The 18,690-nt window shown below is 72.7% G+C and carries 17 protein-coding genes and 1 riboswitch; of the genes, 16 read left to right on the top strand and 1 reads right to left on the bottom strand.

The window, feature by feature from the left end; genetic code table 11:
* The 12 genes from odhB to D6718_13815 form a co-directional block, all read left to right on the top strand.
* Positions 1-971 (top strand): 2-oxoglutarate dehydrogenase complex dihydrolipoyllysine-residue succinyltransferase (gene odhB / locus D6718_13760; protein ID RMG42507.1); only part of this gene is annotated, 971 nt, incomplete at its 5' end.
* 2 nt (positions 972-973) lie between these two features.
* A complete protein-coding gene (lpdA, locus tag D6718_13765) occupies positions 974-2,365 on the top strand; it encodes a dihydrolipoyl dehydrogenase (protein RMG42508.1) in 1,392 nt (463 codons plus the stop codon).
* On the top strand, positions 2,362-2,688 hold the full coding sequence (locus D6718_13770; GenBank protein ID RMG42509.1) for a hypothetical protein: 327 nt from the start codon (positions 2,362-2,364) through the stop codon (positions 2,686-2,688). The genes lpdA and D6718_13770 overlap by 4 nt, the downstream gene beginning before the upstream one ends.
* A gap of 7 nt (positions 2,689-2,695) precedes the next feature.
* Positions 2,696-3,514: an SDR family oxidoreductase gene (locus D6718_13775; protein RMG42510.1), complete on the top strand. Its 819-nt coding sequence runs from the start codon at positions 2,696-2,698 to the stop codon at positions 3,512-3,514.
* Positions 3,487-4,374, top strand: a complete 888-nt coding sequence (locus tag D6718_13780) for a serine/threonine protein phosphatase (GenBank protein RMG42511.1) — start codon at positions 3,487-3,489, stop codon at positions 4,372-4,374. The genes D6718_13775 and D6718_13780 overlap by 28 nt, the downstream gene beginning before the upstream one ends.
* A gap of 184 nt (positions 4,375-4,558) precedes the next feature.
* Complete coding sequence (locus tag D6718_13785; protein ID RMG42523.1) at positions 4,559-5,209, top strand: ABC transporter ATP-binding protein; 651 nt, start codon at positions 4,559-4,561, stop codon at positions 5,207-5,209.
* On the top strand, positions 5,196-6,440 hold the full coding sequence (locus tag D6718_13790) for an HlyD family efflux transporter periplasmic adaptor subunit (protein RMG42512.1): 1,245 nt from the start codon (positions 5,196-5,198) through the stop codon (positions 6,438-6,440). The genes D6718_13785 and D6718_13790 overlap by 14 nt, the downstream gene beginning before the upstream one ends.
* Positions 6,437-7,675, top strand: a complete 1,239-nt coding sequence (locus D6718_13795) for an efflux RND transporter periplasmic adaptor subunit (protein RMG42513.1) — start codon at positions 6,437-6,439, stop codon at positions 7,673-7,675. Before D6718_13790 ends, D6718_13795 begins: the two co-directional genes overlap by 4 nt.
* Positions 7,672-8,877, top strand: a complete 1,206-nt coding sequence (locus tag D6718_13800) for an HlyD family efflux transporter periplasmic adaptor subunit (protein ID RMG42514.1) — start codon at positions 7,672-7,674, stop codon at positions 8,875-8,877. Before D6718_13795 ends, D6718_13800 begins: the two co-directional genes overlap by 4 nt.
* Positions 8,877-10,115, top strand: coding sequence for an FtsX-like permease family protein (locus D6718_13805; GenBank protein RMG42515.1), 1,239 nt, complete (start codon positions 8,877-8,879; stop codon positions 10,113-10,115). The genes D6718_13800 and D6718_13805 overlap by 1 nt, the downstream gene beginning before the upstream one ends.
* Positions 10,108-10,806, top strand: a complete 699-nt coding sequence (locus D6718_13810; GenBank protein RMG42516.1) for an alpha/beta fold hydrolase — start codon at positions 10,108-10,110, stop codon at positions 10,804-10,806. The genes D6718_13805 and D6718_13810 overlap by 8 nt, the downstream gene beginning before the upstream one ends.
* The gene (locus D6718_13815) at positions 10,806-11,432 is read left to right on the top strand and encodes a methyltransferase domain-containing protein (protein RMG42517.1); all 627 of its coding nucleotides are present in this window, start codon (positions 10,806-10,808) and stop codon (positions 11,430-11,432) included. Before D6718_13810 ends, D6718_13815 begins: the two co-directional genes overlap by 1 nt.
* Before the next feature lie 10 nt (positions 11,433-11,442).
* Here D6718_13815 and D6718_13820 read toward each other — a convergent pair whose 3' ends face one another.
* Entirely contained in the window at positions 11,443-12,390 is a 948-nt protein-coding gene (locus D6718_13820; protein RMG42518.1) for a hypothetical protein, read from the bottom strand.
* A 151-nt stretch (positions 12,391-12,541) separates the two neighbouring features.
* Positions 12,542-12,685, top strand: a riboswitch (cobalamin riboswitch).
* Between the two features lie 295 nt (positions 12,686-12,980).
* Here D6718_13820 and D6718_13825 point away from each other — a divergent pair.
* From D6718_13825 to D6718_13840, 4 genes are all read left to right on the top strand, one after another.
* The gene (locus D6718_13825) at positions 12,981-13,877 is read left to right on the top strand and encodes a hypothetical protein (protein ID RMG42519.1); all 897 of its coding nucleotides are present in this window, start codon (positions 12,981-12,983) and stop codon (positions 13,875-13,877) included.
* 82 nt (positions 13,878-13,959) lie between these two features.
* Positions 13,960-15,093, top strand: a complete 1,134-nt coding sequence (locus tag D6718_13830; GenBank protein RMG42520.1) for a hypothetical protein — start codon at positions 13,960-13,962, stop codon at positions 15,091-15,093.
* Positions 15,084-17,111 carry a TonB-dependent receptor gene (locus D6718_13835; protein ID RMG42521.1) on the top strand — a complete coding sequence of 676 codons (2,028 nt, stop codon included), beginning with the start codon at positions 15,084-15,086 and terminating at the stop codon, positions 17,109-17,111. Before D6718_13830 ends, D6718_13835 begins: the two co-directional genes overlap by 10 nt.
* On the top strand, positions 17,108-18,631 hold the full coding sequence (locus tag D6718_13840; GenBank protein RMG42522.1) for a hypothetical protein: 1,524 nt from the start codon (positions 17,108-17,110) through the stop codon (positions 18,629-18,631). Before D6718_13835 ends, D6718_13840 begins: the two co-directional genes overlap by 4 nt.
* Positions 18,632-18,690 lie beyond the last annotated feature (59 nt).

Raw genomic sequence — 18,690 nt, forward strand, 5'->3', positions numbered from 1 at the left:
CTTCCGCCGCGACGGCGGCTCCGGGCCCCCCGCGCCGGGAGACCGCGCTCGAGGCTCCGGCGGCCGCGGCGCCGGGGCCGTCGGACGGCGCCGAACCGCGCGTGATGCCGGCGGCGCAGCGGCTCCTGCACGAGCACGGCCTGCGCCCGGATCAGGTGCAGCCGACCGGACCGGGCGGCCGCGTTCTCAAGGAGGATGTGCTGCGAGCGGCCGGAGCCGCGGCCTCCGCCCCGCCCGAGACGCCACCCGCGCCGGCGGTCCGGCCGGCCGGGCGGAGCGAGGAGGTCGTTCCGATGAGTCGCCTCCGGAAGCGGATCGCGGAGCGGCTCGTCGAGGCCCAGAGGCAGGCGGCGCTGCTGACCACGTTCAACGAGATCGACATGAGCGAGGTCATCGAGCTCCGCCGGAGATACCGGGACGCGTTCCTCGAGCGGTACGGCGTCAAGCTCGGGTTCATGTCCTTCTTCGTGAAGGCGGCGATCGACGCGCTCCGGCTGATTCCCCAGCTCAACGCGGAGATCCGGGACGGCTCGATCGTCTACCGCAACTACTACGACATCGGCGTCGCCGTGGGCGGGGGCAAGGGACTCGTCGTCCCGGTGCTGAGGAACGCGGAGCGGATGAGCTTCGCGGAGATCGAGAGGGCGATCGCCGACTTCGCCACGAGGGCTCGCACCGGCGAACTGACCCTGGAAGAGCTGCAGGGAGGAACGTTCACCATCAGTAACGGGGGCGTCTACGGCTCCCTCCTGTCGACCCCGATCGTCAACCCGCCGCAGAGCGGCATCCTCGGCCTGCATGCGATCCAGGAGCGGCCCGTCGCGCGCGAAGGCCAGGTGGTGATCAGGCCGATGATGTACGTCGCGCTGACCTACGATCACCGCCTGGTAGACGGGCGGGAGGCGGTCACGTTCCTCAAGCGCGTCAAGGAGACCATCGAGCAGCCGGCGCGCATTCTCCTGGAGATCTAGCCATGGCGGCCCGAAAGCACGATCTGGTCGTCATCGGGGCCGGCCCCGGAGGCTACGTCGCCGCCATCCGTGCGGCCCAGCTCGGTCTCGATACCGCCTGCGTGGAGAAAGAGCCGCTTCTCGGCGGAACCTGTCTGCGCGTGGGCTGCATTCCGAGCAAGGCGCTTCTCGAATCGAGCGAGCGGTACGAGGAGGCTCGCGCGCATCTCGCCGAGCACGGCATCCGGGTGAGCGGGGTCGAACTCGATCTGGCTGCCATGCAGGAGCGGAAGCGCCGCATCGTGGGGGCGTTGACCCGGGGGATCGCGGGGCTGTTCCGCAAGAACGGCGTGACGCTCTACCGCGGGACGGGGCGGCTGCTGGGACCCGGACGGGTGATGGTCCAAAGCGCCGAGGGTTCGGTCGAGTTGGAGGCGCGGACGGTCCTGCTGGCGACGGGAAGCCGTCCGGCGATCCTGCCGGGTGTCGAGCTCGACGGCGAGCACATCGGCACCAGCACCGACGCCCTGGAGTGGAACGAGGTTCCCGGACACCTGGTGGTCATCGGCGCCGGATACATCGGCCTCGAACTCGGGTCGGTGTGGCGGCGACTGGGCGCCCGGGTGACGGTTCTCGAGGTTCTCGACCGGATCCTTCCCGGGATGGACGGGGAGACCGCCGAGGAAGCCCGGAAGCTGTTCTCCCGCCAGAGACTCGAGTTCCGCCTCGGGGCTCGGGTGAAGAGCGCGCGCCACGACGGCGGGCGCTGCGTGGTGGAGCTGGAGGACGGCGAACCGATCGTGTGCGACCGGGTCCTGCTGTCCGTGGGGCGGAAGCCGAACACCGAAGGCCTGGGGCTGGAAGAGGTCGGCGTCGAACGGGACGAGCGCGGGCGGATCACGGTCGACGAGGCGTTCCGGACGAGCGTCCCGGGGATCCACGCGGTGGGCGATCTGGTCGCCGGGCCGATGCTCGCGCACAAGGCGGAGGAGGAGGGGATCGCCTGCGTGGAGAAGCTCGTCACCGGCTACGGGCACGTGAACTACGACGCGATTCCCGGCGTCGTGTACACCTCGCCCGAGATCGCCTCGGTTGGGCGCACCGAAGAGCAGCTCCGGGAGGAGGGCGTGCCCTACAAGAAGGGAGTCTTCCCGTTCGCCGCGAACGGGAGAGCCCGGACCCTGGCCGCCACCGACGGGCGCGTCAAGGTCCTGGCCCACGAGCGGACGGACCGCCTGCTCGGCGTGCATATCATCGGCCCCCGCGCCGGCGACCTGATCGCCGAGGCGGCCGTCGCGATCGAATTCGGCGCGAGCAGCGAGGACCTGGCCCGCTCCGTGCACGCCCACCCAACGCTTCCGGAAGCGATCAAGGAGGCGGCGCTCGCCGCCTTCGATCGGCCGATCCACCTGTGATGGCACGACCGGAACCCACTCCGTTCCAGCGGGACTGCATGCGCAGGATCGAGCGGATGCTCGCCCGCCGCGGGATGCAGGCCGCTTTCGGCCCGCTGCGCGCGCATCCCGACCCGACGCGCCGCGAGCCCGACAGGAGCGGTCACCTCCACGCCGACCTGCCGGGACCGCGCGGGGTGATCGAGGTCTTCCTCTACGCCGGGGAAGCGGCGTTCAAGAGCGGGGGAGCCTGGTACGTCTTCGAGACCCACCGGTACTCGGGGCCGGAGGCGCTCGCCGAGGCTTTCGTCGCCGCCCTGGAGCGCTCCTGCGCCGGGAGCTGACGCCGCCGTGGCGGAGACTCGGTCGCGGACGGGAGCCGTTCTCGTCACCGGCGCATCCTCCGGCATCGGGCGTGCCGTCTGCGACCGGCTCGCCGCCGGGGGACGGCGCGTCTTCGGAGGCGTGCGGCGTGCCGGGGACGCCGAGCGCCTGCGCTCGGCCGGCATCGAGGCGGTGCGGCTGGACGTGACCGATCCCGCCTCGGTCCGCGACGCGGTGCGGACGATCGAGGGCGCGCTCGGAAACGAGCCGCTCGCGGGCCTCGTCAACAACGCGGGCGTCGCGGCGATCGGGCCGCTCGAACAGCTTCCCCTGGACGCCTTTCGCAACGTGTTCGAGGTGAACGTGCTCGGGGCGGCGGCCGTGACGGCCGCCTTCCTGCCCCGCCTGCGCGCGGCTCGCGGGCGGATCGTGATGATCAGCTCGGTGTCGGCGGTGTTCGCGGCTCCCCTGTTCGGAGCGTACTCGGCGTCGAAGGCGGCTCTGGAGACCCTGTCGGACGGGCTCCGGCGCGAGCTGCGACCGCACGGCGTGGGTGTGACGGTCATCAGGCCGGGTCCGATCCGGACCCCGATCTGGCAGAAATTCGACGCGGAAGCGGCCCGTGCCTACAAGGAGGGTCCTTACGGCGCCCAGGCGGCCAAGGTGCTCGGCGCCGTTCGGTCGGCGGAGCGGAACGCCGCCGCTCCCGAGCTCGTGGCCCGCGCCGTGGTGCGCGCGCTGGAGGCGCGGCGGGCACCCCGCATCGTCCTCGTTTCGAACCGCCCCTGGTTCCATCGACTCGTCGCCGGCTTGCCCCGATGGCTGGGCGACATCCTCGTCGGGTGATGGTGCGGGGCCGGCGGTACCTCTGGCGCAGCCGCTGGCTCGTCGCGCCCCGCGCGACCCTCCCTGGGCGCGCCCTGTTCGCTGTCGGCGACGTCCACGGCCGGGCGGACCTGCTCGGGCCGCTCCTCGAGGTGCTCCGGAGAAGGATCCGGGAGACCGGCGGGGAAGCCACCGTGGTCCACCTGGGGGATTACGTGGACCGCGGCCCCCGATCGGACCGGGTGCTCGATCTGGTCGCCGCCGGGCTCGGAGAGCCGCGGGCGGACGAGGTCGCGCTCCTGGGAAACCACGACGCCATCCTGGTGGAGATCCTCCGTCACACCGAGCCGGAACCGGACCTCATCGACGCGTGGATGCGCATGAACGCCGTCCCGACGCTTCTCGCCCTCGGCCTCTCCGAGGAGGACGTGGGCGTGCCCCCGGCCGCGTTCCGCGAACGGCTCGCCGCGGCGCTCGGCACGCGGCGCCTGGCGTTCCTCCGCGGACTGCGCTTGATGCACCGGGTGGGCGGCTATCTGTTCGTCCACGCGGGAATCGATCCGGCGGCCGACATCGCCTCGCTCGACCCGCTCACGCTGCTCACCATTCGCGAGCCCTTCCTTTCGGGAAGCGCGAGCTGGATCCACCCGTTCGTGGTGGTGCACGGGCACACCCCGATGCAGCCGGCGGTCCTGCCGCACCGGATCGGCGTCGACACCGGGGCGGCGTTCACCGGGGCCCTCACGGCGGCGGAGATCCGGGAGAACCGCGTCCGCTTCCTCACGGTGACCGACGGCCCCGGTCCGGAGTGGCGCGACCCGCTGCCCGGGGATCCCGAAGCGGTTTCCTACGAGCCGCCCGTGCCGCTCGGATCCGGCTGAAACGTGCGGCCGCCCGGTGAGACGCGGCACGGGCGGGGCCGGCACTAGACTGGCGCCGCCTCCGCTGCGTAGTGAATCATGAGAATTCCGGGCTCTCGGCGGAGGGAGCGTGAGGGCGAACCCGGGCGGCGGCGGTGATGCGGGAGCGGTGATCGCGCTGCACGAGGTCACGCGCGTCTACCGCATGGGCTCCAGCGAGATCCGCGCTCTCGACGGAGTTTCCCTCCGGATCAGGACGGGGGAGTTCGTCGCGTTCACCGGGCCGAGCGGGTCGGGCAAGTCCACCCTGATGAACATCCTGGGCTGTCTCGACACGCCGACGTCGGGACGGTACGAGCTGGACGGCCGGGAGGTCTCCCGGCTGTCGGACGACGAACGGGCGGAGATCCGGAACCGGCGGGTGGGCTTCGTGTTCCAGACCTTCAACCTCCTGCCTCGGCTGACCGCGCTGCAAAACGTCGAACTGCCGCTGGTCTACGGCCGCGTTCCGGTCGCCGAGCGCCGGCGGCGGGCCCAGGAGGCGCTGGAAACCGTCGGACTGGCCGACCGAGCCGGGCACCGTCCGGACCAGCTCTCCGGTGGCCAGCGCCAGCGCGTGGCGATCGCACGGGCGCTCGTCACGCGGCCGGCCATCCTCCTGGCGGACGAGCCCACCGGGAACCTCGACAGCGGCACGACGGAGGAGATCCTCGAGCTGTTCGAATCGCTGCACCGGAGCGGTCACACGATCGCCCTCGTCACCCACGAGCGCGAGGTGGCCGCCCGGGCCGAGCGGGTCGTCCGCATGAGGGACGGCCGGATCGTCGGGGAGGAAGGCGGCGATGCGCGCGGCTGAAACGGCCGCGGCCGTCCTTCTGGCCGGTCTCGCGGGCTGGATCGGCCTGCGCGGCGCGCCGCCGCCGGCCCAGGTTCCCGGGGCGCCACCCGACCCGGGCGAGGCGGTGGTCTCCACCGGTCCCGTCGAAGAGATCGTGCGGCTCACCGGTGAGCTGACGGCCCGGGAAGCGGAGCGGTTCACCGTCCCGCTCGCCTCCGGATGGAGGCTCCAGCTCAAATGGCTGATCGACGAGGGGACGGCGGTCCGGCCCGGCGACGTGGTGGCGCGCTTCGAGCCGTCCGTCACCGAGAGCGTGCTCGAGGAGGCGGAGACCAACCTCGACCAGAAGAGCCGGGAGCTGGCTTTCAAGCGCCTGGAGGGCGAACAGAAGCGGCTCGCTCTCGAGCGGGAGCTGGCGCGGGCGCAAGCCGAGTGCGACAAGGCGGAGATCGACGCCTCCGTTCCGCCCGAAGTCGTGGAGGGCCGCGAGTACCGGCAGCGCCGTTTGGCTCTCGAGAAGGCGCGGCGGAAACTCGAGGACGCGGAGCAGGCTCTCCAGGCGGGCCGGCTCCAGACTGCCGCCGAACTGTTCGCGCTGGAAATCGAAGTGGCCGATCTCGAGGACGACGTCGGCCGGTTTCGGAAGGAGCTGGCCTCCCTCGAGCTGCGGGCGCACCGGCCGGGGATCGTCGTTCACGAGTATCACCCGTGGTGGGGGCGCAAGGTCCAGGAAGGCGACCGCCTGGAGGCGACCTTGCCCGTGGCCAGCATCCCGGACCTCTCCACGCTCGAGGTCGAGGCCTGGGCGACCGAAACCGAAGTGGCCCGCCTCGCCCCCGGACAGAAGGTCCGGCTCGCCTTCGATGCGCTGCCCGGCCGGGAGTTCACCGGGGTGGTCACCGACGTGGCGGAGCGCGGCACGCGCCGCCCCGCCTGGGGAAACGGCTCGTACTTTCGCGTCGGCATCGCTCTGGACGAGCGGGACGAAGAGGTGATGCGGCCCGGGATGAGCGCGCGGTGCGACGTCCTCGTTCGCTCCGCAGAGGGGCTACCGCGCGTGCCGGTCCACATGATCGGCCGAGACGGCGCGCGCGCCTGGGTTCGGTCCCGGGCGCGCGGCGTGGTGCCGGTCGAAATCGTCGCCGAGGGACCGCTCCTCGCCGCCGTGAGACCGCTTTCCGGGGCGGCGCTCGCGGACGGGGAGGCGCTGGTTCCCCCCGGAGAGGCGCCGCCGGAGGCGGTGCGATGAGGACCGCCGGTATCCGCCGCGTGGTTCTCCGCCGCTGGCCGCTGCTGCTGGCGGCGGCGGTGCTGGCGGTCGCGGCCTTCAGCCGGCAGACCGGCGTTCCCGGGTCGCGACGCGGGACGATCGTGGAGCTGGTTCCGGAACCGGTGACCCGCCGCGTCCACGCTTCCGGGGAGCTGCGGCCGGCGCGGCCCGTCACCATCGGCCCGCCGGTGATCCGCCACATATGGAACTACACGATCACCAGCCTGGTGGAGGAGGGGAGCGTGGTGGAGGCGGGCGCCCCGGTCGTCACCTTCGACACCAGGGAGCTGCAGGAGACCCTGGATGTCAAGCGCTCCGAGCTGGAGACCGCCCGGCGGGAGCTGGACAAGATCCGGCTCGAAGAGCAGGACAAGCTGGACAAGCTCCTCGTGGAACACGCGGAGCTGGAGGCGCAACGCGCCCGGCTCGCCCGGAAGCTCGCCGTCCCGCCGGAGCTGGTGGAACGCAACGAGCTGGCGAAAACGCGGATCGACGCCGCGCTGGTGAACAAGGAGATCGAACTCAACGAGCGGCAGACGGAGCTGCAGCGCGAGAGCATGGCCACCCGGATCGAACTCTACGAAAAGCACGTCGCCCGTCTCGCACGCCGCGTGGCCGAGATCGAGCGCAACATCGAAGCGATGACCGTGAGGGCGCCGCGCGGGGGCTTCGTGTCGTTCCCGAAGGAACGCGGCCTGGAGAAGCCGAAGGTGGGAGAAACGGTCTGGTCCGGGCGCCCGTTGCTGGAGATCGCCGACCTTTCGAACATGGAGGTGGCGGCGGAGATCGACGAGCCCGACGCGAGCCTCGTGCGCCCCGGGCAGCGCGTCGAGATCCGGCTCGACGCGGCGCCCGACCGGCGGTTCTCGGGAAAGGTGCTGCGGCTCGGCCGGCTGTTCCGCATCAAGTCCAGCGACATGCCGAAGAAGGTCCTCGACGCGGTCGTCTCCATCGACGATCCCGATCCGGAACTGATGCGTCCCGGCATGGCGGCCCAGCTGGAGATCCTCTGCGAGGCTCCCCGGCATGGTCTGCTCGTGCCGGAAGAGGCGGTCGTTCAGGGGCCGCAGGGCCCTGCCGTCCTGGTGCTCGACGGAAACCGCGAGCGGTGGGTGACGGTCGAACTGGGCGAGAGGGTGGCGGGGAGGGTGGTGGTGCGCGGCGGCCTGCGCCCGGGCGATCGCGTCGTCGTGGCCGGGGGGCAGCGGTCGTGAACGCGGGCCGCGCCGTGCTCGTCCTGGGCGCCGCCACCGCGGCCGCCTGCGCCTTCGCGCGATCCCCGCGCGACCCGGTGCCGGCGTTCGAGGTGCGGCCGGGCCCGTTCGAGCTGCGGATCGAGGCTCGGGGCCGGCTCCATCCCGCTGACGCGACGCCGATCGAAGCCCCGTCCGTGAGGGCCCGGGCGTTCCTGGCGTGGCTCGCGCCCGACGCGAGCCGCGTGGCGGCGGGCGATCTGCTGTTCCGGATCGACGACCGCGATCTCCGGATGCGGCTCGAGCGCGCGCGGGCCAAGGTGGAGCGCATCGAACGGCAGATCGCCGCGAAGCGGCGCGCGCTCGAAAAGGAGCGGCGCTCGATCGAGGGGGAGATCGCCCTCGTCGCCCGGGAGCTGGAGGACGCCGAAACCGCCGCACCCCGCGACCCGCGCCTGTTCCCGCGCGCCGAGATCATCGACGCCGAAGCGAACGTGCAGCTTCTGCGGGCGAAGCGGCGCCATCTGGAGAACAAGCTGGCGCGCTACCGGGACCGGGCCCGTGCCGAGCTGGAGATCCTCGAATCGGAACGGAAGACGGAAGCGATCAAGGTGGCGCTGATCGAGAAGGACATCGCGCGGCTGGAGGTCCGCGCGCCCCATGCGGGAATCTTCTATCACCGGCGCTACTGGAATGGCGAGCCGATCCGGGTGGGAGCCACCTTGTGGGGGGGGATGGAGGTCGGCGAGCTCGCGGGCGTCGATCGGCTCGAGGCGAGGGTGCACGTTCTCGAATCGGAGGCGGCCGGGTTGGCCGAGGGGCTTCCCGCGACGGTACGCCCGCTCGCGCGTCCGGATCTGGAGATCTCCGGCCGGGTGAAACAGATCGAACCGGTGGCGAAGCCGATCGAGGAGGGAAGCCCGGTGAAGTATTTCACCGTGGTGTTGTCCCTCGAACCGGCGGCTGGCGAAGGACTCCGGGCCGGGGGCCGGGTCTCGGCCAGCATCAGTGTGGCGCGGCTCGAGCACGCGCTCGCCGTGCCCAACCAGGCGATCTTCACCATCGACGGCGAGCCGGCGGTGTTCGTCGCCACGCGGGCCGGTTTCGAGCCGCGCCGGGTGGTGCCGGGCCGGCGGAGCGCGAGCCGGACCGTCATCGTGGAGGGCCTCGAGGCGGGGGCGCGCGTGGCGCTGGTCGACCCGCGGAAGGGAGGTCCGGCCTGATGGACTGGCGGACCGGATTCGAGCAGGCGTTCGCGGAGTTCGCCCGCCACAAGCTGCGGACGACCCTGACCATGCTGGGCATGATCTTCGGCGTGGGCGCAGTCGTCTCGATGCTGGCGATCGGGGAAGGCGCGGAGCGCGAAGCCCTGCGGATCATCGACGCTCTCGGGTTGCGAAACATCATCGTCGAGGCGGTCCCACAGCCCGAGGAGCGCCTGCAGGAGATCCGCGAGCAATCTCTCGGACTCAACCGGCGTGACTGGGAGATCGCCCTGGAGACCCTCCCGCAGGTCACCCGTTCGGCCGCGGTGAAACGAGTGAACGTCTACACGCTCTTCGCCGAGGGAGGGCAGGGCGACGCCGAGGTGCTCGGGGTGTCGCCCGACTACTTCCGCCTGGCGCACCTGAGGATTCACCGCGGGCGGCCGCTGACGGCGCGCGACGAGCTCACGCAGGCCCCGGTGTGTGTGCTGGGAGAGCGCGCGGCCGACGCCCTGTTCGGCGGGCGCGATCCGCTGGGCCGGGCCGTGAAGGTCAACCACACGTGGCTGACCGTGGTCGGGCTGCTGGAGCCGCGCGATCTGAAGCGGCGCGAATTCGAAGGCGTTCGGCTGTCGGGGCCGGAGAACCGCATCTACCTGCCGCTGGCGACGGCCCGCGCGAGGTTCCGCTTCAAGCCGATGGAGGAGGAGCTGGACGCGATCCATTTCGAGATCGGTTCCCGGGAGGCGATCGCCTCGGCGGCGGCGACGCTCGGGGGATTGCTCGGAGCCCGCCACGGGGGCGTGGAGGATTTCCGGGTCATCGTGCCGGAGAAGCTGCTCGCGCAGCACCGGCGGACGCAGCGGGTGTTCGACGTGGTCATGGCCGCGATCGCTTCGATCTCGCTGCTCGTCGGCGGGATCGGTATCATGAACATCATGCTGGCCAACGTTATGGAGCGGACGCGCGAGATCGGTGTCCGCCGCGCCCTCGGAGCGAAGCAGCGCGACATTCGGCGCCAGTTCCTCATCGAGGCCTTCGCGATCTCGCTGGCGGGCGGCGCGATGGGGATCGCGCTCGGCTTCGGACTGGCGTGGGGGATTTCGCTCTTTTCGGGATGGCCGTTCGCATGGTCCCTGTCGGGACCGCTCCTCGCCGTGGGCATTTGCGCGCTCGTCGGCCTCGTCTTCGGGATCTACCCGGCCGCCCAGGCGGCCCGGCTCGACCCGGTCGAAGCGTTGAACCGCGGTGGTTGACGTGCGGCCGTCGGCGGGCGGAGAGCCGCTCCACTACGCCTACCTCCACGGCTTCGCCTCCGGCCCGCACTCCTACAAGGGCGGCCTGCTCGCCCGCGCGCTCGACGAGCACGGCGTCCACCTGCACCGCCCCGACCTCAACGTCCCGTCGTTCGAGCGCTTGACCGTCACCGGGTCGCTCGCCGCGATCGACGCCGTGGACCGGGCGGTGGCCGCGGGCGGCGGGCGGTGGCGGCTGATCGGCTCGAGCATGGGGGGCTACCTCGCGGCGCTGTGGGCGGCGGCGAATCCCGGCCGCGTCGACTCGCTGGTGCTGCTCTGCCCCGGCTTCGGCATCACCGAGCGGTGGCCGAAGCTCCTCGGGGAGGAGGCCATGGCGGCCTGGAAGCGGCGCGGCACGATCGACTGGCCGGACGGAGAGGGACGGGTCAGGCCGCTTCACTGGGCGTTCGTCGAGGACGCGCGGCGCTACCCGCCCGAACCGGAGGTTCCCTGCCCGACCCTCATCCTGCACGGCACGCGTGACGACGTGGTTCCCGTGGAGACGTCGCGACGCTATGCGGCCAGCCGGCCCCACGTGTCGCTGGTCGAGCTTCCCGACGGCCATGCGCTGCTCGATGTGGAAGGAGAGGTGGTCGCCTGGACACTTCGCTTCTTCGGCTTGTCCCCTTCGACAGGAGGCGTGCGCTGATGCCGCCCGGACCGGAGCGGTGGGCGGAGCGCTACGCCGCCGGTGACACCCCGTGGGATCTCGGGAAGCCTCACCCGGAGCTCGTCCGGCGCCTCGCCGCCGGTCAGCTGTCCCCGCCGCCGGGCGGCCGGGCGCTGGTGCCCGGTTGCGGGCGCGGTCACGATGCGGGGGCGCTTGCGCAGGCAGGTTGGAAGGTGGTCGCCATCGACGTGGTGGACGGCCTCGCCCGAGAGGTGGGGCCGCGTCTCGAACGCCACGGAGGCCGGTTCGTGGCGGGTGACGCGCTCGCTTGGGAGCCGCCCGCGCCGTTTCATCTGCTGTTCGAGCACACGTTCTTTTGCGCCCTCGACCCTTCGGAGCGCCCCCGGTACGGAGCGATGGCGCGGCGCGCGCTGGCGCCGGGGGGACTCCTCGTCGCGGTCGTCTTCCCTTGCGGCAAGCCCGCCTCCGCCGGCGGGCCTCCCTATGGCTTCACACCGGCCGATTTGGAAGAGGTCCTCGGACCCGAGTTCGTCCGGCTTCGTGACGAACCGTGCCGCCACCGCGCGCGCGACGTCTGGGACGAACGCTGGACCCAGTGGGTCCGGCGGCCGGTGCCGGCGGGGGGATCGGCGGCTTCGGCGTGAGGCGCGCCGCTCAGCGGTTTTCGCCTCCGGCGCGGCCGACGAGGTCGGCGAGCGTCGTCTTCTTGTAGCCGGCGGGCAGGACGAACTTCGCGTCCGGCACGCTTCCCGGCTCCACCTTCAGGAGTTCGGAGATCGACAGGCCGGTCACGCGGCCGTCCGACAGTCGGAGCGTGAGAACGCGTACGGGGAGGCCCTTCTCCCACAGGGCTTCTTCGGCGTCCGGTTCGGAATTTCCCGCGCCGCCGAGCGCTTCCTTCATCCCCCGCTCCAGCCGCTCGATGCTGCCGCGCAAGCCGTACGTGTCCGGAGCGACCCACCCCACGATGCGGCGCCCCGGTGCGCGCACTTCGTAGGCTTCCGCCTCCCACGCGCCGATGCGGGCCCTCTTCCCGAGGGGAGCGGGGACGGGTCGGGCGGCGGGCGCCTCTCCCGGGGAGAGGCCGGACTTCATCTGGGCGATGGCGCGCTCGATCTCCTCGGTAGGCATGCCGGCCTGGGCCATGGCGGCCCGCGCCTGATCCATCGCCGCATCGATCATCCGCTGGGTCTCCGCGGCGGAGATCTCGACGTACAGCCGCTCGGTGTCGCTCACCATCCAGAGCCGCCCCTGCGCTTCGTCCGCGAGCACCCAGCCGAACGGCGCTTCGGCGTCGGCCGTGTCGGCCCGCAGCCGGCTCCCCTTGATGTAGATCGTCTGCTCGGCCGTTTCGGTGCCGGCGCCTTGGAGGGCGGAGACGTCTTCCGGCGACAGACCGAGCGCCCAGCCGGCGACCTCCTCGGCCGACCCGGCCGCACCCTGGTGGGCCGCGGCGTAGCCGCGGAGGATCGCTTCCCGCGTGACGGTGGTCTCGCGAATGGCGAGGACACCTTCGAAGTCTCCGGCCGGCGCGGCGGCGGGGGTCAGGAAAAAGACGAGCGCGATTCCCGCGGCGGCTCGGCGCGCAGCGACGGCGGTCATGACAGCTCCTTTCCGCGGCCGCGGCGGAGCCCGCGGGCACCGCCGCCCCGAGAGGGCAGTCTACCGCACGCGTGGGGGCGGCGCGGTTGCCGCGCGGGGCACCTCCGTGGTATCGGTAGCGCGCTTGACCACACCATCCGCCGCCGGAGTTTCGGGAAAGGGGTGGAATTCCCCTGCCGCCCGGCGACTGTGAGCGGCGACGGCGGCTGCAGGCCCCCCGGGCGGGGGCGGCCACTGGAACGGAAGCGTTCCGGGAAGGCGCGGCCGGCCGGACGACCCGCGAGCCAGGAGACCGGCCCCGGCGGACAGGGTGGAACCGACCAGGGGCAGGTTCCGCCGCTTCCCAGCAGGTGACGCACCGCCCCTCCGGCGCCGTCGGGCGCGGGAGAGGCGTGCGTCCCGGAAACCGGCCCCGGGGATACCCGGCGCGAAGGCGCCGGCAGGCCTCGGGGCGTTCGTTTCCAGGAGATCGCACCCGCGGGGGACGCCGGCCGGCCTGTCCGGGCGCCGCGGTCCCGCGCGAGGCGCGGGCGTCCCCTGGGCGGCGCGCGGCCAGGACCTCCGGCGGAGCCCGCGAGGAGGTATCGACCGTGCGCCGCATTTCGTTCGTTCTCGCCGCCGTCCTGGCCATTCCCTTCGCCGCCCGCGCCGCCGCGCCCGGCGCGCCGGCGGGCAACGCCACCCTCGTGACGTTCGCCGCCGACCCGCTGTCCGACTCCCGGATCCGTCTCGAGGGAGCCTTCGCCGGGCGCGTCGCGTGGAGGGACGACGCGCCGGCCTTCCCCGGCGACGCGCCGGGTTCGCTATCGGCGCGCTACCGCGACGACTGGCCGTTCGCGCGGGTCGGCTGGCCGCTGGCGGAGCCTCTCGACGAGGAAACCCCCTTCACGGCGGCGGCTGCGTTCGTCATCGAGCCGGAGGGCTTCTGGGCCGATCCGAACGGATTCTTCGAGATCTCGTTCGGCCTGTACAGTTCCGAGGCGACCGGCGCGCAGCGCGTCTGGTACGGGCCGGACGCCGACACCTTCGAGCTTCTCGAGTTCGACTACTTTCCGAACGTCTCGCCGCTCTTCGGCGGGCCGTACCTGTCGCCCGCGCTGTTCGGCGCCGCCAACGAGGACGATCCGGCGTTCCCGTTCGCGGGGGCGTACGCGAACGCGGCGTTCTATTTCGGCCCGCCCGTCGAGCTGCCTCAGGGAGAGCCGCTGCTGGCGCTGATCGAGCACCGGCCCGGCCAGGACGCCGCCGTGGTGAGCGTGTCGCGGATCCTGGAGGACGGCTCCCTCGTTCCGGTCTCGGGGGCGGTGGCGGTGCTGCCGCTCGACGCCCTGACGCTGCGCCGCTACGCCTTCGACACCTTGGGGCTGACCTTCTGGTCCTCCGGGGCGGAGGCGCCCGCGATCGACGTCACCGTCCGCTACCACCTGCTCGCCGTTCGGCCAGGGCTGGTGGCACCGCGGAGCCTCGGAGAGGTCGCGGGTGATTGACGTGCGCGTGGGGGTGGCCGCGGCGCTCGCCGCCGCGGCCGCCGGCGCACCCGCCATCGCCGGCGGCGAGCGCTCCCTGCCGGTGGACTGCCTGCCGGACGCGGTCGTCGTCTGGCGCGCCGCCGAGCCGAACCCGGCCCAGCGCTTCGGCGCGCAGAACCTGCCCGGGATCGTGTCGGGACCGCCGGGAGACTCCGCGCCGACGGCCGGATCGACCTCGGTGGCCTCGCTGGGCGATCGCGGGACGATGACCTACGCCCTGACCGACATCGTGATCGAGGATCGCCCGGGGCCGGACTTCATCGTCTTCGAGAACGCCTTCTTCGTCGGCAGCGTCCCGACCTCGCCCGCGGACGACTACGTGATCTTCGACGAGCCGGGCACCGTCGAGGTCTCCGCCGACGGGACGAGCTGGATCATGTTTCCGTACGATCCGCAGGCCCTCGCCGACGCGCACGGGCGCAACATCGACCGCGCGCTGCACCTCCGGCTGCGCGGCCTGGCCGGGATCACGCCGACCTTCACGGGGAACTGGACCGTCCCGGACGACCCGGAGGTCTGGGACCCGAACGGAACCGGTGGCGTCTCCGGCGCCGGCGGGGATGCGTTCGACCTCGCCACCGTCGGACTCGCCGAGGCGCGCTTCGTCCGCATCACCGACGCCGGTGCGCAGAACGGTTTCCCCGGAGCGGCCGAGGGGTTCGACCTCGACGCGCTGGTCGTGCTCCACGGCCGGCCCGTCGCGCCGGCGACGGCCGACACCGACGGCGATCTCCTGCCCGACCTCGCCGAGACGCGCCTTTTCGGCACCGATCCCGCCAGTCCGGACAGCGACGGCGACGGCACGGACGACGGCCGCGAGGTCGCCGGCTGCCGCGATCCGCTCTCCGCCTCCGATCGGCCCTGGTGGCTCGCGCGGCCACGGCTGTGGCTGAGGGGAACGGATTGCACGGAGGCGCGCTGGACCTTTCTCGGCGGTGGCCGCACGGCGGATCTGTTCCGGGGCGATCTCGCAGCGCTCGTCGCGGGTCCGGAGGGGATCGACCTCGGTCCCGGTGTCTGCCTCGCCGACGACACGGCGGCGGTGAGGTATGCCTGCGACACCGACCGGCCGGCGCCCGGGTCGGCGTTCGACTACCTCGTCCGGGAGGGCGCCGGCGACTACGGGCGCGGCTCGGCGCTCGAACCGCGCAGCGCGGCTTCCGGATGTCCGTGAGGACGAAGCTGCCGCTCGCTCTGCTCGCGCTGCTCGCCGCGCGCGGGCTGCCGGCGGACGCCGCCGGGCCGGGGGACGAGGGTGAGGACCGACCGGGCGTTGTCGAAGAGCGGGTCGAGGTCGAAGCCGAAGCCGCCGGCGAGGACGATGTCGCGGCCTTCGCCACCGTTCTCGGTGAGGAGGCGATCGCGGGCCGGGCGGCCGATCTCGCGGATCTGTTGCGGCGCGTCCCGGGAGCGCGCGTCCGCGACTACGGCGGTCTCGGCCGCTTCGCCACCGTGTCTCTGCGGGGTTCGACCGCCGAGCAGGTGACCGTCCTCGTCGACGGGGTCCCGCAGAACCGCGCCCTCGGCGGGCCGGTCGATCTCTCGCCGATCCCGCTGACGCAGGTGAGGTCGGTCACCGTGTACCGTGGCATCCCGCCGGTGGCCGCCGGGCTCGACGGCCTCGGGGGCGTCGTCGACATCCGGACCAGGGAGCCCGGCGCCCCCGCCGCCGGGGCGGAGATCCTCTACGGTTCGCTCGGCACGGAACGCATCGCGGCCTCCTGGTCGGGACGCGCGGGTGCGCGGTGGCGCCTGCGGGTCGGCGCCGAACGGTTTCGCAGCCGCGGCGATTTCGACTATCTCGACCTCGGCGCCCCGCTCGTCGCCGGCGACGAGCGTCGGCAACGTCGATCGAACAACGACGTGGCCGGGACGAGCTGGGTGATCCGTGCGTTCCGGCACTCGCGAGGCGGCGGGCGCTTCGAATTCGGTTGGCGGGGCCTCGACCGCGAGGGCGGAATTCCGGGAACGGACGGGCTCCCCGCACGGTTCACGCGCCTCGGCGAGCGGCAGCAGGAGGCGCGGCTCTCCTGGGAGCGGCGGCTGCGCTCCGGGTCGGTTTCGATCGCCGCCGACCGGACGGTGCGACGCGATCGGCTGCGCGACCCGTTCGGCGAGGTCGGTATCGGCATCCAGGACCAGACCACCCGGCTGACCTCGACCGGAGCGGCGCTGCTCTGGCGCGGCCGGCGCGGCCGGCACCGGTGGCTTCTGCGGGCGGATGCGCGCCGCGAGCGCGCGCGGGTCCGCGATGCGGCGCTGGCGGTCTCCGACCGCGGGGGGCTGCGGCGCACGCGGATGTCGATCGCCGCGGAGGATGTCGTCGGGTTCGGGCGGCTCGCCGTCGCTCCGGCGTTGCGGATCGAGCGCCGCACGGACCGGTTCGTCGCGGGAGGCGAGGGCCTGCTGCCGCCGCCCGCCCCTTCGGCAGGAGAGACTCGCGTCACGGGAAAGCTCGGGCTCTCGCTCGCTCTCGGAAGGAACTGGTCGCTGCGCGCCTCGGCGGGGCGCTTCGACCGCCCGCCCGACCTGCTCGAGCTGTTCGGCGATCGCGGCACGGTGGTCGGCAACCCCGGACTCCGTCCCGAGCGGGGCACGAAGCTCGAACTGGGGATCGCCCGCGCCGCGAAGATCTGGGCCGGCACGCGCTGGCGGGCCGGCGGCGAGCTCGTCGCCTTCGCGACCGACGCCCGCGACCTCATCCTCCTGTGGCCGACCAGCCCCGGTGCCGTGGTGGCGACGAACTTCGATCGCGCGCGGATCCGCGGCCTCGAGGCGAGTGTCTCGCTGCAGCGAGGCGCGTTCGCCGCGGAACTCTCCGGGACGCTGCAGCGCGCGACCGATGCCTCCGGCGGCTTCGCGGACGGGTTCCCGCTGCCCGGCCGCCCGGACCGCGAGGGTTTTGCCGCGCTCTCGTGGAACTTCGCCCGGGATCGGGTCGGATGGGAGGTCACCTACGTGGGCGAGAACCCGACCGACCGGCTGGACACGCCCGCCCTCAGACTTCCCGCGCGGGTCCTGCACGACGTCCGCTACGGCCACCGGTTCGGGCCGCCCGGAAGCGGCGTCGAACTCGGTGTCGAGGTGCGGAACCTCTTCGACCGCGAAACGCGCGACGTCGCGCGCTTCCCGCTGCCGGGACGCACGCTGTTCGTGCGGCTGGCCTGGGGGACGGGGGAGGAAAGGCCGTGAAGCGCCCGCTCCTCCTCGCAGCGCTGGCCCTGGCGGCGTCCGCCAGGTGCGGATCCGATTTCCGTCCGCCGCCGGGGGCGACGACGGGGCGGCCGGCCTCGCCACTCGGGCAGACGTTCGACGTGACCGCGCGCTTTCCGGCCTTCGCCGTACCGGGACGTGAGCCCGGCTTGGAGCTCGACCTCGTGCTCGATCTGCCGCCGGGCGCCGGGCCGGAGCGGACCGCCCGCGTCACCTACGCCGCCGCCCGACTGGGCGGCCGCCCCGCGACGGTGACCGACGCCTCCGGCGGCCGGGCCCGCGTGACGATCGAGGGCGATCTGTGGGCGACGGGGCGCGTCGGCCCGGTGATGGTCGAGGGGACCAGCTTCGAGTACGCCCTGCGCGGCACCGTGCTCGACGGCGGATTCCGCGTCGCCGGCGAGAGCTGGGAGTCGCAGACGGGGATCCTCGGGTCGTTCGACGCCTGGCGCCGGCACCGCTTCCTCGTCGCCGGCAGCGACTTCTTCGCGGCGGGCCGCGTGTCGCTCGTCGAGCTGGTCCGCGGCGCGGAGATCCGCGTGACCGGGGAGGTGGCCCCGGCGAGCCCCGACGCGGTGCTCCGGCGCACCGGACCGGCGGTGTTCGTCGTCAACAGGCTCTCCTACGACAACCTCGAGCGTCTCGACCCCGATGCCGGCTTTGCCGCCGCCTGGCAAGCGGGTGTCGGCCAGGGGGCCAACCCGCACGACGTGGCGCGCGTCGCGACCGCGGCCGGCGAGCGGCTGTTCGTCACCCGCTACGAACCGCCGTTCGACGACGTCGCGGTGTTGCAGGGGCAGGGCGGGGGCTTCGTCGCGTCGATCCCTCTGGGGGACCTCGCGGGGAATCCGGACGGCACCCCGCGCCCGGACCGGATCGCCCTTGCGGAGGGGAAGCTGTTCGTCGGCCTGCAGGACATCGACCGGAGCTTCACCGACTACGCGGAGGGAAAGCTCGCCGTGATCGACCCTGAGACACTCGCGGTGGAGGGGGTGATTCCGCTCGGCGGCAAGAATCCCGGCACGATCGAGGTCCTCACCGGTGCCGACGGCCGCACGCGGCTGTTCGTCGCTCTCGCCGGAATCTTTCCCGGGCTTCTGCCGCAGGAGCTGTCGGGAGGGGTGGCGGTCGTCGACGTGACGAACCGCGTGCTCGAGCGCTTCGCACTCGACGACGACGACGCGGGCGGCAACATCGGCGCGCTCGCGGTCGCGCGCGACGACCTCGCTTACGCCGTCGTGTCGGACGAGAATTTCATCAACAGCGTGCTCGCCTTCGATCCTGCGAGCGGGACCATCCTCCGGGTGCTCCGGGAGACGCAGGAGTTCGTCCCGGAGATCGAGGTCGACTCGGGCGGGGTGCTGGCGGTGCCGGACCGGAATTTCTTCGACCCGAAGCTCTGCCTGTACGCCGTACCGGCCGATGCGGCCGGCGCCGAGCGGCTGCTCGGCTGCGGAGGGCTCGACCTGCCTCCGTTCTCGGTCGAAGCCCTCGACTGACGCTTCGGGCCGGGGCCAGGAGTTCCGAAACGGGCCTCACGGCCACGTCCCACCCGCGA

This window comes from Acidobacteriota bacterium, assembly GCA_003696075.1.
Classification (GTDB): domain Bacteria; phylum Acidobacteriota; class Polarisedimenticolia; order J045; family J045; genus J045.